Raw genomic sequence first — 13,219 nt, 5'->3', positions numbered from 1 at the left:
TCTGTTTTTGTAATGGACTGGCCTGACCTGTTCCCACGGGTGTCAGGGATTGGCTTCCTTGGCGAGACCGCGCAGGTCGATGCGGTCGAGGGGGCGCAGGATGTCAAAGATCTGCTGGCGCATCCATGCCGCCATCGGGGCCGTGTCAGCCTTGCGGTGCCAGACCCCGATCAGCTGGATCGGATCAATGGCAATCGGTGGCACAAACAGATCAAGCCCGTAAACCGGCTGGACCTTGCGCGCCAATTGCAGCGGCAACAGCCCGATGAGATCGCTTTCGCTGACCACCCGGCAGACGCCGGAAAACACCGGCACCGTCATCACCACGCGCCGCCTGCGCCCGACCTTTGCCAGCGCCTCGTCGCTTTGGGCGGTCAGATCACCTTGGGGCGCAAACAGCACATGCGGCAGGCTGCAGAAGAGATCGAAGGGCATCCTCTCTCCGTGGCGCAGATCCTTGGTGGCGGGATTGCCCCGGCGCGCCAGCACCGCATATTCCGAGCGAAACAGCGGCTCGCGCATCATCCAGTCTGGCAGGTCGGTGTCGGGAAGCAGCGCCAGATCGGCCTGTTGGCGTTCAAGGCTTTCCACATGGTGGCGCGGCACCAGATCCAACAGCTGCGCCCGGATGCCCGGTGCCTTGCGACTAAGCAGATCGCCAAGCCTGGGCATCAGCATGTCACAGAAGAAATCCGCCGCAGAGATCCGGAACAGCCCACTGGCAGTTGCCGGGTCAAAGTGACTGGGCGGTGACAGCAGCGTTTCCAGCCGGTCGAGTTCGGCGCGCAGATCATGGCGCAGGCTTTCGGCGAACTCGGTTGCGACCAGCTGGTTGCCCTGACGCACGAACAGCGGATCATTCAGCGCATGTCGCAGCCGCGACAGCGCGCCGGAGACCGCCGATTGTGACAGGCCGAGGCGGCGGCCTGCCTTGACGGTGGAGCCTTCGGCAAAGACCGCATCCAGAACCCGCAGCAGATTGAGATCGAGAGTCGCGAAATTCATCTGGCCGATACCTTGTATCAGATACCACAATTTGCCTGATAGCCTTGCCCAACAGTATGCTTGTGTCAACGGAAGCGCTTTCGTTTCAGACCTGTGCGAGGGAGTGAAACGATGAAAGACCTAAGCAAAGAGGACGGCGCCATCGAATGGCTGGGCGTCCTTTATAAAACCATCCTCGGCCCGGAAGAGAGCGGCGGCACCATGTCGATTGTCGACAGCCTCTCGCCCGAGGGCAGCGGCCCGCCGCGCCATATCCACCATAACGAAGACGAGACTTTCGTGATCCTTACCGGCCGCTGCCGCGTCTGGATCGACGGGCACGAGCAGATCCTGTCCGCCGGCGAAAGCGCCTTTATCCCCAAGGGCAAGGAACACACTTTCAAGGTGCTGGAGGGCGCGCCCTGTCGTCATCTGGTGATCCTGACCCCCGGTGGGTTTGAAGGGTTCTTTGACGAGATGGCAAAGGGGCAATTTGCAATCCCCGACGATATGCCCGCCATCATCGAAGCGGGCAGCCGCCACAACCTGACCTTTACCGGCCCGCCCCTTGATTGAGGAGACCCTGACATGAAATCCATTGCATCCATGTTCTTTGCCATCGGCGCAGTCTTTGCCCTGGTCGGCATGATCTGGGGGATCCAGATGTCGGCAAGCCAGGACCACACGCTGTCGCCCGCTCATGGGCATCTGAACCTTTTGGGGTTTGCCGCGATGAGCCTGTTTGGCAGCTACTACGCCCTGTCGCCGCAGGCCGCTGCGGCGGGATTGGCGAAACTGCATCTCGGCCTTGCCACCCTCTCTGTCATCGTTCTGGTGCCCGGCATCGTGATGGCGATCACCGAACGGGGGGAGGGTCTGGCCAAGTCGGGATCGATCCTCGCGGTTTTGTCGATGCTGTTGTTTCTGGTCATCGTGCTGCGCCATCCGATCGGGCAGCGCCATAGCTGATGACCAAGACAGGCGCCCCTGCCGATCGGGGCGCTGACGGGGGGAGGCTGGGCAGGCGCATGGTTCCTGCCCAGTCCCTGCCCGGTTCCAGCCGACGCAAAATGCACTCTGCCCCGGCGGTTCTGCGGCATGGGACGCGGGGGCAGGCCACGACTGATGCAGGCCCCGATGCTTGCACCTTTGCCCCCAGCTGCTTAAATGGCGCAGGTCTGACGCATCCGTCAGCACCAGAAAAAACTTATCGGTTGCGAGCCTTGCCCCAGACTGACCCCAATTCCCCCAGCAAAACAGAGACCTCTGCCACGCCAGAAACGGATGGCACAGCAGGCCAGCTGAGCCAGCCAGAACTGAGCGCAGAGCCGCCTGCCCCGCAGGAGCCGCCAAAACCGGCGCCGGTCAAGACTGAGGCTAAGGCGACGGTCAAGGCGGCGGCCAACAAGCCTGCGCATATGTCCTCTCGCGAGTTGTTGGGCTGGCTGTGGCGCGGGTATCTGCGCCACTACATGGCACTGCTGGCGCTGGCTGTCGTGTTCATGCTGATCGAGGGCGGCACCGTTGGCGCGCTCAGCTACATGATGCAGCCGATGTTTGATCTCGTGTTTGTCGAGGGCAACACCAATGCGCTGTTCTGGGTGAGCCTTGCGTTTCTCATCATCTTTTCGATGCGCGGGATGGCCAGCGTCTGTCAAAAGGTCATCCTGAGCAAAATCTCCCAGACCTCTGCCGCGCATATGCGCAAGGACATGCTCGCGCGGCTGATCCGGCAGGATCCGTCGTTCCATCAGGTGCACCCCCCCGGCTTTCTGATCCAGCGGGTGCAAAGCGACGTGATGGCGATCAATTCGGTCTGGCAGGCCATCATCACCGGTGCGGGGCGCGACGTGACCCAGCTGGTGGCGGTTCTGGCTGTGGCGGTGAGCGTGGACTGGCGCTGGACGCTGATCATGCTGATTGGCCTGCCGATGTTGCTGCTGCCGCTGGCGGCGGTGCAACGCTATGTGCGGCGCAAGGCCTCTCAGGCGCGCGATCTGGGGGCATCGCTTGCCACCCGGCTTGACGAGATCTTTCACGGGATTGTGCCCATCAAGCTGAACAATCTCGAAGACTATCAGACCAACCGCTTTGGCGGTCACATGGACCAATTCGTCCGCTCAGAGGTGCGCGCGTCCTTTGGTGTCGCCTCGACCACCGGGATGATCGACATCATGGCCGGTCTTGGTGTGATGGGCGTTGTTCTCTATGGCGGCGCCGAGATCATCGAAGGCAAAAAGAGCGTCGGCGAGTTCATGAGCTTTTTCACGGCCATTGGTCTTGCCTTTGATCCGATGCGTCGGCTCGCCTCGATCAGCGGCACCTGGCAGGCCGCGGCGGCGGCGATGGAGCGGATCAAGGAGCTGATGGACGCCCCGATCAAGCTGGTGTCGCCCGCAACCCCCAAAGCAGCCCCCAAGGGCCTGCCGGAGGTCGCGTTGAAGGATGTGACGCTGCGCTATGGCGAGTCTGATGTGCTGCGCCAGCTGTCGCTGGTGGCGGAGGCGGGCAAGACCACTGCGCTGGTGGGCGCCTCCGGGGCCGGCAAATCGACCATTTTCAACCTGCTCACCCGTCTGGTGGATCCGCAGGAGGGCGACGTGACCGTAGGCGGCGTGGCCGTGCGCGATCTGGAGCTGAACGACCTGCGAAGCCTGTTCTCGGTGGTGACGCAAGAGGCGCTGCTGTTTGATGAAACCCTGCGGGAAAACATCCTGTTGGGGCGCACAGATGTGAGCGACGAAAAGCTGGAAGAGGTGCTGAAGGCATCGCATGTGTCCGACTTCCTGCCGAAACTGGCCAAAGGTCTGGATACGCTGGTGGGGCCGCGCGGCTCTGCCCTGTCGGGTGGCCAGCGTCAGCGCGTGGTGATTGCACGGGCCCTGCTGCGTGACACGCCGATCCTGTTGCTGGACGAGGCGACATCGGCGCTGGATGCGCAGTCCGAAAAAGTGGTGCAGCAGGCGCTGGAGAAACTTTCTGGCGGGCGGACGACGCTGGTGATTGCGCACCGTCTGTCGACCATTCGCAATGCCGACAAGATCGTGGTGATGGAACGCGGTCAGGTGATGGATCAGGGCACCCACGAGGAGCTGCTGGAACGTGGCGGGATTTATGCCGATCTCTACCGGTTGCAGTTTCAAGACGGCAAAACCCTGGTCGACCGCGAAGGTGTGGCAGCACAGGTGCCCGGTGACACCCGCAACAGCAACGAGCAGTCCCCCTGGTTCCGCCGACTGGCGCGCCGCATCTTTGGCTGAATCCGGGCACCGGGGCTTGACCCCTGCCCGCCCAGCCCCAACCTGTAGCCCAGCTGACCACTGCGCCCCGCAGTGACCCGAAAGCAAAGCCAGACGACGAACAACTGGAGCCCGCCCATGACGACCCGCCGCATCCTGCGCCTGACCGGTTCTGACGCCCGTGACTTCTTGCAGGGGCTGATCACCAATGACGTTGCCAAGGTGGATCAGGGGCTGGTGTATGCCGCGCTGCTGACACCGCAGGGCAAGTATCTGGCTGATTTCTTTGTGTTTGCAGAGGGTGACGACCTGCTGATCGACGTCGACGAAAGCCTGGCCGCCTCTCTTGCCAAACGGCTGAGCATGTACCGGCTGCGCGCGGATGTTCAGATCAGCGACACCGACCTTCAGGTCAAACGGGGCACCGGCCCCGCGCCGGAGGGCGCCCTGATGGACCCGCGCCATGACGCGTTGGGCTGGCGGCTTTATGGGGCTGAAGGGGGCGATGACGGCAGCAACTGGGATGCGATCCGCGTGGCCCATTGCATTCCGCAGACCGGCATTGAATTGGGCCCGGACAGCTACATTCTGGAAGCGGGGTTCGAGCGGCTGAATGGCGTCGATTTCCGCAAGGGCTGCTATGTGGGTCAGGAAGTGACCGCGCGGATGAAACACAAGACCGAGCTGCGCAAGGGGCTCGTGACGGTTGCTGTTTCCGGATCCGCCCCCAGCGGCAGCGAGATCCGGCGTGCAGAAAAACCCGTTGGCACCCTGTTCACGACCGAAGGCGCCCACGGGATTGCCTACCTGCGGTATGATCGGGCGGGCGATGACATGCAGGCGGGCGAGGCAACCGTGCGCTGGAGCAAAGACAGCTGAGCCGACCATCGCCCTGCACAAATTTTGGGCGATTGCGGTTCTCCCGCCGCCAGATTCCCTGAATTAGACGATTTGCCCCCCATTTCCGTGCGCCAGACGCACGTGAACCTGTGCAGATCACCGACATGGCGCTGCCGAAATCACCGCCGCGAGTTATGACGTAACGTCATAGCAAGACCTTGCCCCTAGTCTGCGCAGACTGCTGCGAGACCAATGTGAGGATCTGTCTATGGCCGTTTTGTCAAAACTCTCCTGTATTGCTGTTGCCGGAAGTCTCACGCTGGGCGCCGGTTCGGCCTGGGCGAGTGAGTATTGGGAATATCAGGATTGGTCCGTCGCCGTCGAAGAGCGGATCACTGAGGAACATGACTGGCGCGATTGCAGCGCCTGGACCGGTGGCGACGGCGAACCGATCATTCGGTTGGAAGTCACCCGCGACGATATCGGCCCGCCGGAAACCTACCCTCAGCTGCACTACCGCGAGATCGCGCCGCGGCAGTACCCTACGCATGTGGTGCACGGTCAGGCCGTCGGCTTTATCATTGACCGGCAGGCCGTGTTCTATGCCATCGCGGACGGCGACATCAACGACGAGGGTCTGGCCGAGGTGACGGCCCTGGCGCGCTGGAATGATGCGCTGAACCTGATCCGCTGGATGCAGGCCGGCACGACGCTGGATGTCCATATCGTGCGGCCCTACGACGGGGGCGAAACCGCGTTGCGGGCGTCTTTGGCGGGGTTCACTTCGGCCTATGGCAAGATGATGGACGAATGTGGCTTTCCGCTGGAACTGCGCGAGCTGGAGATCGACTACAACTGACAAACGCGGCTGATCCCATGGAAAGGCAACGTGTGGCAGCAGGCATGAAAAAGCCCCCTGCGCGGATACGCAGAGGGCTGATCTTGCGGAATTTTTCGACGCTTAGGCGCGTTCGGAATATTCCATTGTCTCGGTGTTCACGACGATCATTTCGTCCTGACCCACGAAGGGCGGCACCATGACCTTGACGCCATTGTCCAGGATCGCGGGCTTGAAGGAGTTTGCAGCAGTCTGACCTTTGACGACCGGCTCGGTCTCGACGATCTTGCAGGTGACTTTCTGCGGCACGGTGGCGTTCAGCGCTTCGGATTCGTAGAATTCCACAACGATGGTCATGCCGTCCTGCAGGAACGGGCGACGATCGCCCAAGAGGTCTGCGGGCAGTTCGATCTGCTCGTAGGTTTCGGAGTCCATGAACACCAGCATGCCGTCGCTCTCGTAGAGGAACTGCTGGTCTTTCTGCTCCAGACGTACGCGCTCCACCTTGTCTGCGGAACGGAAACGTTCGTTCAGTTTGGAGCCGTTGCGCAGGTTGCGCATCTCGACCTGGGCGAAGGCCCCGCCTTTGCCGGGCTTGACGTGGTCGACCTTAACGGCGGCCCAGAGCCCGCCATTGTGCTCCAGCACGTTGCCGGGGCGGATCTCGTTACCGTTGATTTTAGGCATATCAAAAATCCCTCTCGGGTGGTTGATGAACTGTTAACCGCCCCTATATCTGGCAGGAAGTAGGCTGGCAAGACAACGATATGTCGTGTGCGATCGCACAAAGCTATGCAAAATGCGCATAAAAGATATGCATATGCAGGCTATCCGAATCGTCACATTTCCGCCATAAGGAGCGCCACGCCGAAATTGCAATAGCAAGAACAAAAAGGAAGCAAGATGCGAGATTTCGTTGACGGCACCGCATATAACAATGAGCAAGGTAACCGGGCACGCAAGCTGTTTGCTGCGGTTGTTCTGGCTGCGCTTGACGATGCGATCGCCGATGACAAGAAATATGGCAACGGCCCGGAGCAGATTGCCCGCTGGGCACGGTCGCGTGATGGCCGTGAAGTACTGAGCTGTGCAGGCATCGACCCCAACGAGCGTGTGGTCAGTGGCCTGATGGAATTTGTTGGCCGCGGTGTGCGGACCTCTGTCGCGCTGTCGCGCGAAGAAAGCGAACGTCGCAACGCGGCGCAGGCCGAAGCTGCCTGATTTACAGACCTGCCAGTCTGGGACAGAAAACCTGTCAAAAAAGCGCGCCCGGGGGGGCGCGTTTTTTCTTTTGGGGATGGCGGTTTCATGGTCGATTAGGCCGCTCGTCGGGCTTTTCAGCGCGGGAAAAATCCGCCATGGCTGAGAGCTGAGACACAGACCCATCAACAGCGCAAAAGAGGCGGCCATGACAGCACGGGCCATCATGATCCAGGGAACCGGCAGCAACGTCGGCAAATCGATGATCGTTGCGGGGCTGGCGCGCGCCTTTGTGCGCCGGGGCCTGTCGGTGGCCCCGTTCAAGCCGCAGAACATGTCGAACAATGCGGCTGTGACGCCCGAAGGCGGAGAGATCGGCCGGGCGCAGGCCCTGCAGGCACGCGCCGCGATGCGCGCGCCCCATACCGACATGAACCCTGTCCTGCTGAAACCCGAAACAGATACCGGCGCGCAAGTGATCGTGCAGGGCAAACGCCGTGGCACGCAGGCGGCCGGGTCTTTCATGCGCGACAAGACCGGTCTGCTGGAGGCCGCGCTGGAGAGCTTTCACCGGCTGGCGGCGGATGTGGATCTGGTCCTGATCGAAGGTGCGGGCTCTCCTGCGGAAACCAACCTGCGCAAGAATGACATTGCCAACATGGGCTTTGCCTGCGCGGCAGATGTGCCGGTGGTTCTGGTTGGCGACATCCACCGTGGCGGCGTGATTGCGCAGATCGTGGGCACCCATGCCGTGCTGGAGCCGCAGGACCTGGCGCGCGTCAAGGGCTTTGCGGTCAACCGCTTTCGCGGAGATCGCAGCCTGTTTGATGCGGGTCGCGATGATATCGCCGCGCGCACCGGATGGCCGTCGATGGGGGTGATCCCGTGGTTCTGGGACGCCTGGAAGCTGCCTGCCGAGGACATGATGGACATCGCATCGCGCCCCGGCGGCGCCTGCAAGATCGTGGTGCCCCAACTGGAGCGGATGGCCAATTTCGATGATCTTGATCCATTGGCCGCAGAACCGAATGTCACGGTTGAAATCATACCCGCAGGTCGGCCCCTGCCCGGTGACGCCGATCTGGTGCTGATCCCCGGCAGCAAATCCACCATTGGCGATCTGGCGTATCTGCGGGTGCAGGGGTGGGATATTGATATCCTCGCCCACCACCGCCGTGGCGGTCATGTGATGGGCCTGTGCGGCGGCTATCAGATTCTGGGCAAGACCATTGATGACCCTGAAGGGGTCGATGGTCGCCCCGGCAAGGTCGAGGGCCTTGGGTTGTTGGATGTCCATACGGTGATGGCCGGCGAAAAGCGTGTCACCCTGACCGAGGCAGTGACCCGTGATGGCAACCTGCCGGTCAGCGGCTATGAAATCCACATGGGCCGCACGGACGGGCCGGATTGTGCGCGTGCTTGGCTCAGCATTGAGGGGCGTCTGGAGGGGGCGGCCTCTCGCGATGGGCGGGTGCGGGGCTCGTACCTGCATGGGCTGTTTTCGGCAGATGCCTTTCGGGCCAGCTTTCTTGGTCAGCTGGGGGTCGAGAGCCTTGCCGGTTATGACGACGGGGTCGAGGCCACGCTGGATGCGCTGGCCGATCACCTGGAAGAGTTCATGGATCTGGACCAGCTTCTTGAGCTGGCAGAGCCGGTTTCTGTCTAACCGCTGAAGGGCAATACCTGTGGACAGGTGCCACAGCTCCGCAAGCTGCGTGCGCGTTACAGGAGATCCTGCGCCGACAAGGCGCGCTGGATTTCACGGCGCACCAGTTTGCGCACATTGCGCGTGATCCGCTCGCCCAAGGCGCCCTGCAGTTCAGCGCGCACGATATCGGCAACCAGTTCGCGCAGGCTTTCCTCATCAAGAATGCTGTCTTCTGCGGCGAGCTGGTCCATCGCGACGTCTGTCACGGCCTGCTCTGCTACCTGGCTGGCACCATCTACTGTGGCCGGATCTGCCGGGGATGCCTGTGCCGGTTCGGAAAGAACCAGAGGCTCTGGCTGTTGATCAGGCTGTTGCGGCTCTGCCTCTGCGGTGGGGCTGTCCATTTGCGCAACCGGCGTCGCGGTCGGTTCTGCTGTCTCGTCAGCCTCTGCCAAGGGTTCGGCGGTGGCATCCGTCGCGGGCTCGGCGGTGTCGGTGTCGGCCCATTGCAGTGGTTCAAGATCGGAACCGGCATAAGGCGTGTCCCGGCTTCCATCCGGCTCCCACAGAACGGGGCGCGCGGCGTTGGCGGCCTCCATCTCAGCGAGTTTCTGCACCACCGCACCAATTTTGGGATTGAGCTGACCTGCGGGTTTGGGCGTGCTGTCGCGGCTGGGCGCAACGCCTGCGGCCTCAAACAGGGTAGAGTTCGGATCCGCCCAAGGCGCGTCCTCTGACGGGGATGGCTTGGGGGTGGTGGCTTCGCTCAGGCTGTCATCTGTGACGATATCTGCCGCCTGCGCCGTTTCAGCCGCCTCTTCTACCGCCTCATCAGCCGGGGCTTCTGCGGGATCTGCATCAGGGGTCGCCTGAAAGACAATCGTGTCCACGCTGTGATCGATGCCGTGATCTGCCGCCGCTTCGTCGTCCTGACCGGGTTCATCACCGCGCGGCGTTGCGGCCTGCAGACCTTGGAAAAAGGCGAGATCCTCGTTGTCGGGATCATTGTCATGCAAGGCGGGTGCAGCTGCGGGCGCAATCGGCACCGTCTCGGCCACGGGGGCGTCGCCAACCGGGATTTCCTGCACAGGGGCCTGACCAGTGTCCTGCAAGGGGCTGGTGGCGACCGGCGTTGTCGGGGGTGCTGGCGCATCCTCTGCCTGCAGGCGATTTTCCGGAACCCGCAGAGCCGGGGTCAGGACCAGTCGGGTGACAGGTGCCTTGGGGCGGGGATCAGCCGTTGCCTCGGCAACGCGGGCGGCAGTGCCATTGCGCCGCCCTGCCCCGTGGTCCGGATTGCGATCCGCGCGGTTGTCTTCGCTCACCAAACGGCGGATCGACGACAGCACGTCTTCAATTTCTGTCTGCGTAACCGGTTCCGACATTTTTGCCTATCACTCTCGCCTCTTACCTCTGAGTGTAGCCGCCCGCCCGCGCGCAGACAACCGTGTGGATAAACACAATATTAAAGGTCAGGGTGGCCTGCATTTCGGGCCGCAGACAGAAAACGACCCGCCAGAGGCGGGCCGTTTCGCCAGTCGTGCAGACTGGCTGATTTTCGGGCGGCAGTGCTTATTGCTTGCCCAGAGCGCGCATGACGCGGTCCAGATCCTTGCTGCGCTGGCTTACGTGGGCTGGCGCGTCCTTTACCAGATTGTAGTAAAGGGTCGGATCGTAGATTTCGACCGCAAGGCCCAGGTGTTCTGCCGTCAGCAGGCCCTGTGCCTGCAGCAGCGCATAGGCCGCCAAGGCCTGATTGGCGCGGGCCTGAACGCGCGCGGTCTGAGCTGCGAGCAGTTCCTGTTCAGCCTGCAGCACATCCAGCGTGGTCCGCGCGCCCAGAGTTGCCTCCTCGCGGATGCCGTCAAACGCCACGCGCGCGGCGCGCACACGTTCGTTGGACGAGCGCAGGCTGGCGCGGGCGGTGTCCAATGCCACATACGCCGCAGCGACATCCTGTGTCACGGCCCGTTGGTTGGTGATCAGCGCACCGCGTTCTGCCTGCAGGCGGGCGATGCTGGCGCGGCGGGCCGATGCAACGGAACCACCGGCATAGAGCCGCTGTGCCAGGGTCAGGCTGGCGCTGGAAGAATCACGCGTGCCGGGGCCGGTGGCGTTTTCCGCATGCGCAATGTTGGCGCGGAACGTGACCGTCGGGCCCAGACCACGGCCTGCGCTTTGGGCTGCGAAATCAGCCGCTTTGACCGCGTGTTGCTGGGCAAGGATGGTTGGGTGGTTGCGCATGGCGATGGACTCGGCCGCTTGCAGCGAGGCGACGCGCTGGGGCAACGGCGGCTGACCGGCGATGCGGCCCGGCTTGCTGCCGACGGCCTGCACATAGACCGCCTGCGCATCCAGCAACGCGCCCCGGCTTTCGGTGAGGCTCGCCTGGGCGGCGGCAACCCGGCTTTCGGCGAGGGCGACATCGGTGCGTGTCACCTCGCCCACCTCAAACCGGTCGTTGGCGGCGCGCAGTTCTTCCTGCAAAAGCCGCAGGTTGTTGGACCGCAGGGCAACATTGTCCTGTTGCAGCAACACGTTCACATAGGCCTGCACGGCCGCAAAGAGAACCTGCTGTTCGATGTCAATCAGCGCCTGACGGGTGGCCAGAACCGTTTCCTGTGCAGCCATCTGGCTGAGGCGGGAAACCCCATTGTCAAACAGCAGCCACGACACATCAATGCCGGTGGACACGGTTGTGTCATGGTTGGAGGACGCCCCGCCCGTAAAGCCGTTGCGCAGGTAATTGCGCTCTGCCCGCGCGACCCAGTCGACCACCGGGCGCAGACGCGCAACCGCCGCCGCGACGTTTTCGTCCGTTGCCCGCAACAGGGCGCGGTTTTGTTCCAACAGGCCGCTGGTCTTGTAGGCGCCGATCATGGCATCCGACAGGTTGTCGGCAGCAGCCCCCTTGGGCGCGCCAAGCAACATCGCGGCCCCCCCAGCAAAAACAAACGCCTTGAACAGCTTTGCTGTCAATTTCTTGCCCATTTCGAGCCTCTTATAGTTGGTCCATCCCAAGTGACAGCCCCATCAAGAGCATGCCCGCCCAAAATACGCAGGCGTGTCCGGTCTTAAAAAGACCCCGGCCTGGTGGCCGGGGTTGGTCTTATCCCATCACGCTCAGAGCGCGAATTCCTTGGCCGCTTCAAAGCCGGGCAGCACCGGGGCGCCTGCGTTGAAGGCCAGACGCCAGGAGATCTGATCGGCGGATTTGTAGCCAATCTTGACCTCACCCAATGCGCCGGACATGAAGATCGCGATAATGCGGCCCCCGTCCTTCAGCTGGTTCAGCAGCGCTTCGGGCATGGTTTCCACCCCACCCTGCACCATGATCACATCGTAGGGGCCGTGTTCCGCGGCGCCCTCTGCCAGCGCGCCGGTGTGCACGATGGCGTTGTCGGCAGAGACCGCAGACAGCTGGTCCTGCGCCTCGCTTGCGAGGGATTCGTCGGCTTCGACGCCGATCACCATCTGCGCAACACGGGCCACGACAGCGGTGGAATAGCCCATGCCGCAGGCCACATCGAGCACCAGCTCGTCGGGCTGCACGTCGATTGCATCCAGCATCTTGGCCAGCGTGCGCGGCTCAAGCAGGACGCGACCCGGCGCGATATCAATGTTGTTGTCGGCATAAGCGGCTTCACGCTGGGCATCCGCGACAAAAGCCTCGCGCGGGACAGCGAGCATGGCTTCGATGATCGGGAATTTCGTAACATCCGACGGGCGGATCTGCGTGTCGACCATCATGCGGCGACGTTCGGCGAAGTCAGTCATAAGCTAAACTCATCTGGTCAGTCTGTTGCTGTTGGTTGTGCCACATCCGGCAGGAGCCGGCAACGGGCGCAGGGGCTTTTTGCCCCGGTGTGGCGGCTGGGCCGCCTATTTCTTCTTGACGAATTTGGTGAGGATCACGATCCGCTGGCCTTCAACGCGGCCTTCGATGTGCTCTGGGTTGTCGGCCACCAGCGAAATGCCCCGCACCGCGGTGCCGCGTTTGGCGGTAAAGCCTGCGCCCTTGACCGGGAGATCCTTGATCAGCACCACGGTATCGCCTGCCACCAGCTCTGTGCCGTTGCTGTCGCGATGGGCGCCTGCGGCGCTGTCGTCCGTGGCCTCGACCCACGCGCGCATGTCGTCCTCCAGCCACAGCTGGTCCGCCAGATCCCGCGCCCAGTCATGATCCGACAGCTGCGCCAGAAGCCGTGCAGAGAGCACCTGCACCGCGGGCCGCTCTGACCACATGGAGGACGCAAGGCAGCGCAGATGTGCAGGGTCCGGCGCGCCCTGAGCCGCCGCGAGGCACGGCGCACACAGCGCGACATCGCCGTCCTGATCTGCGGGCGCGCCCGAAACGGTGTGGGTGACAAGCGGCGCATCGGCCGCGCATAGGGCGCAGGTGGGCATTTGGGGGCTCCGTCAGATGGGTTGCCCCGCTTTAGGCGAGCGCGCGCGGAATGGAAAGCGCTG

The 13,219-nt window shown here is 62.8% G+C and carries 13 protein-coding genes; 7 read left to right on the top strand and 6 right to left on the bottom strand.

Features of this window, described 5'->3' with window-relative positions:
• Positions 1–42 precede the first annotated feature (42 nt).
• Complete coding sequence (locus KUV39_RS08225) at positions 43–1,005, bottom strand: LysR family transcriptional regulator (protein WP_222459482.1); 963 nt, start codon at positions 1,003–1,005, stop codon at positions 43–45.
• Between the two features lie 111 nt (positions 1,006–1,116).
• Here KUV39_RS08225 and KUV39_RS08220 point away from each other — a divergent pair, with 111 nt between their 5' ends.
• The 5 genes from KUV39_RS08220 to KUV39_RS08200 all read left to right on the top strand — a co-directional run bounded on the left by KUV39_RS08220 (position 1,117) and on the right by KUV39_RS08200 (position 5,922).
• Entirely contained in the window at positions 1,117–1,560 is a 444-nt protein-coding gene (locus KUV39_RS08220) for a cupin domain-containing protein (RefSeq protein WP_008559620.1), read from the top strand.
• A gap of 12 nt (positions 1,561–1,572) precedes the next feature.
• A complete protein-coding gene (locus tag KUV39_RS08215) occupies positions 1,573–1,953 on the top strand; it encodes a hypothetical protein (RefSeq protein ID WP_008560147.1) in 381 nt (126 codons plus the stop codon).
• A 449-nt stretch (positions 1,954–2,402) separates the two neighbouring features.
• Positions 2,403–4,244: an ABC transporter ATP-binding protein gene (locus tag KUV39_RS08210; RefSeq protein ID WP_222459699.1), complete on the top strand. Its 1,842-nt coding sequence runs from the start codon at positions 2,403–2,405 to the stop codon at positions 4,242–4,244.
• Between the two features lie 117 nt (positions 4,245–4,361).
• A complete protein-coding gene (ygfZ, locus tag KUV39_RS08205) occupies positions 4,362–5,102 on the top strand; it encodes a CAF17-like 4Fe-4S cluster assembly/insertion protein YgfZ (protein ID WP_050687756.1) in 741 nt (246 codons plus the stop codon).
• Positions 5,103–5,331: 229 nt separating this feature from the next.
• Positions 5,332–5,922, top strand: coding sequence for a hypothetical protein (locus KUV39_RS08200; protein WP_222459481.1), 591 nt, complete (start codon positions 5,332–5,334; stop codon positions 5,920–5,922).
• Positions 5,923–6,024: 102 nt separating this feature from the next.
• Here the strand turns inward: KUV39_RS08200 and efp are convergent, their stop codons facing one another.
• The gene (gene efp, locus KUV39_RS08195; protein ID WP_008562875.1) at positions 6,025–6,588 is read right to left on the bottom strand and encodes an elongation factor P; all 564 of its coding nucleotides are present in this window, start codon (positions 6,586–6,588) and stop codon (positions 6,025–6,027) included.
• A gap of 216 nt (positions 6,589–6,804) precedes the next feature.
• Here efp and KUV39_RS08190 point away from each other — a divergent pair, with 216 nt between their 5' ends.
• Complete coding sequence (locus KUV39_RS08190) at positions 6,805–7,122, top strand: DUF6280 family protein (RefSeq protein WP_008562897.1); 318 nt, start codon at positions 6,805–6,807, stop codon at positions 7,120–7,122.
• Positions 7,123–7,309: 187 nt separating this feature from the next.
• On the top strand, positions 7,310–8,767 hold the full coding sequence (locus tag KUV39_RS08185) for a cobyric acid synthase (protein WP_222459480.1): 1,458 nt from the start codon (positions 7,310–7,312) through the stop codon (positions 8,765–8,767).
• Between the two features lie 56 nt (positions 8,768–8,823).
• Here the strand turns inward: KUV39_RS08185 and KUV39_RS08180 are convergent, their stop codons facing one another.
• The 4 genes from KUV39_RS08180 to KUV39_RS08165 all read right to left on the bottom strand — a co-directional run bounded on the left by KUV39_RS08180 (position 8,824) and on the right by KUV39_RS08165 (position 13,156).
• Positions 8,824–10,134, bottom strand: coding sequence for a hypothetical protein (locus tag KUV39_RS08180; protein WP_222459479.1), 1,311 nt, complete (start codon positions 10,132–10,134; stop codon positions 8,824–8,826).
• Between the two features lie 187 nt (positions 10,135–10,321).
• On the bottom strand, positions 10,322–11,740 hold the full coding sequence (locus KUV39_RS08175; protein ID WP_008562527.1) for a TolC family outer membrane protein: 1,419 nt from the start codon (positions 11,738–11,740) through the stop codon (positions 10,322–10,324).
• Between the two features lie 132 nt (positions 11,741–11,872).
• Positions 11,873–12,526 (bottom strand): protein-L-isoaspartate O-methyltransferase family protein, encoded by a 654-nt coding sequence (locus KUV39_RS08170; protein WP_168578798.1) that lies wholly within the window; start codon positions 12,524–12,526, stop codon positions 11,873–11,875.
• Positions 12,527–12,631: 105 nt separating this feature from the next.
• Entirely contained in the window at positions 12,632–13,156 is a 525-nt protein-coding gene (locus KUV39_RS08165) for an alkylphosphonate utilization protein (protein WP_222459478.1), read from the bottom strand.
• Positions 13,157–13,219 lie beyond the last annotated feature (63 nt).

Source organism: Phaeobacter italicus, assembly GCF_019801785.1.
Taxonomy (GTDB): Bacteria; Pseudomonadota; Alphaproteobacteria; order Rhodobacterales; family Rhodobacteraceae; genus Phaeobacter; species Phaeobacter italicus.
The sequence above is the reverse complement of the archived record's forward strand: the minus strand, read 5'-3'. Positions and strand labels throughout refer to the sequence as shown.

Bases quoted from the DNA above. Each gene is read 5' to 3' on its own strand.
- KUV39_RS08200 (WP_222459481.1), top strand. From the start codon at position 5,332: ATGGCCGTTTTGTCAAAACTCTCCTGTATTGCTGTTGCCGGAAGTCTC.
- KUV39_RS08165 (WP_222459478.1), bottom strand. From the start codon at position 13,156: ATGCCCACCTGCGCCCTATGCGCGGCCGATGCGCCGCTTGTCACCCAC.
- KUV39_RS08220 (WP_008559620.1), top strand. From the start codon at position 1,117: ATGAAAGACCTAAGCAAAGAGGACGGCGCCATCGAATGGCTGGGCGTC.
- efp (WP_008562875.1), bottom strand. From the start codon at position 6,588: ATGCCTAAAATCAACGGTAACGAGATCCGCCCCGGCAACGTGCTGGAG.
- KUV39_RS08215 (WP_008560147.1), top strand. From the start codon at position 1,573: ATGAAATCCATTGCATCCATGTTCTTTGCCATCGGCGCAGTCTTTGCC.
- KUV39_RS08190 (WP_008562897.1), top strand. From the start codon at position 6,805: ATGCGAGATTTCGTTGACGGCACCGCATATAACAATGAGCAAGGTAAC.
- KUV39_RS08175 (WP_008562527.1), bottom strand. From the start codon at position 11,740: ATGGGCAAGAAATTGACAGCAAAGCTGTTCAAGGCGTTTGTTTTTGCT.
- KUV39_RS08170 (WP_168578798.1), bottom strand. From the start codon at position 12,526: ATGACTGACTTCGCCGAACGTCGCCGCATGATGGTCGACACGCAGATC.
- KUV39_RS08225 (WP_222459482.1), bottom strand. From the start codon at position 1,005: ATGAATTTCGCGACTCTCGATCTCAATCTGCTGCGGGTTCTGGATGCG.
- KUV39_RS08180 (WP_222459479.1), bottom strand. From the start codon at position 10,134: ATGTCGGAACCGGTTACGCAGACAGAAATTGAAGACGTGCTGTCGTCG.
- KUV39_RS08185 (WP_222459480.1), top strand. From the start codon at position 7,310: ATGACAGCACGGGCCATCATGATCCAGGGAACCGGCAGCAACGTCGGC.
- ygfZ (WP_050687756.1), top strand. From the start codon at position 4,362: ATGACGACCCGCCGCATCCTGCGCCTGACCGGTTCTGACGCCCGTGAC.
- KUV39_RS08210 (WP_222459699.1), top strand. From the start codon at position 2,403: ATGTCCTCTCGCGAGTTGTTGGGCTGGCTGTGGCGCGGGTATCTGCGC.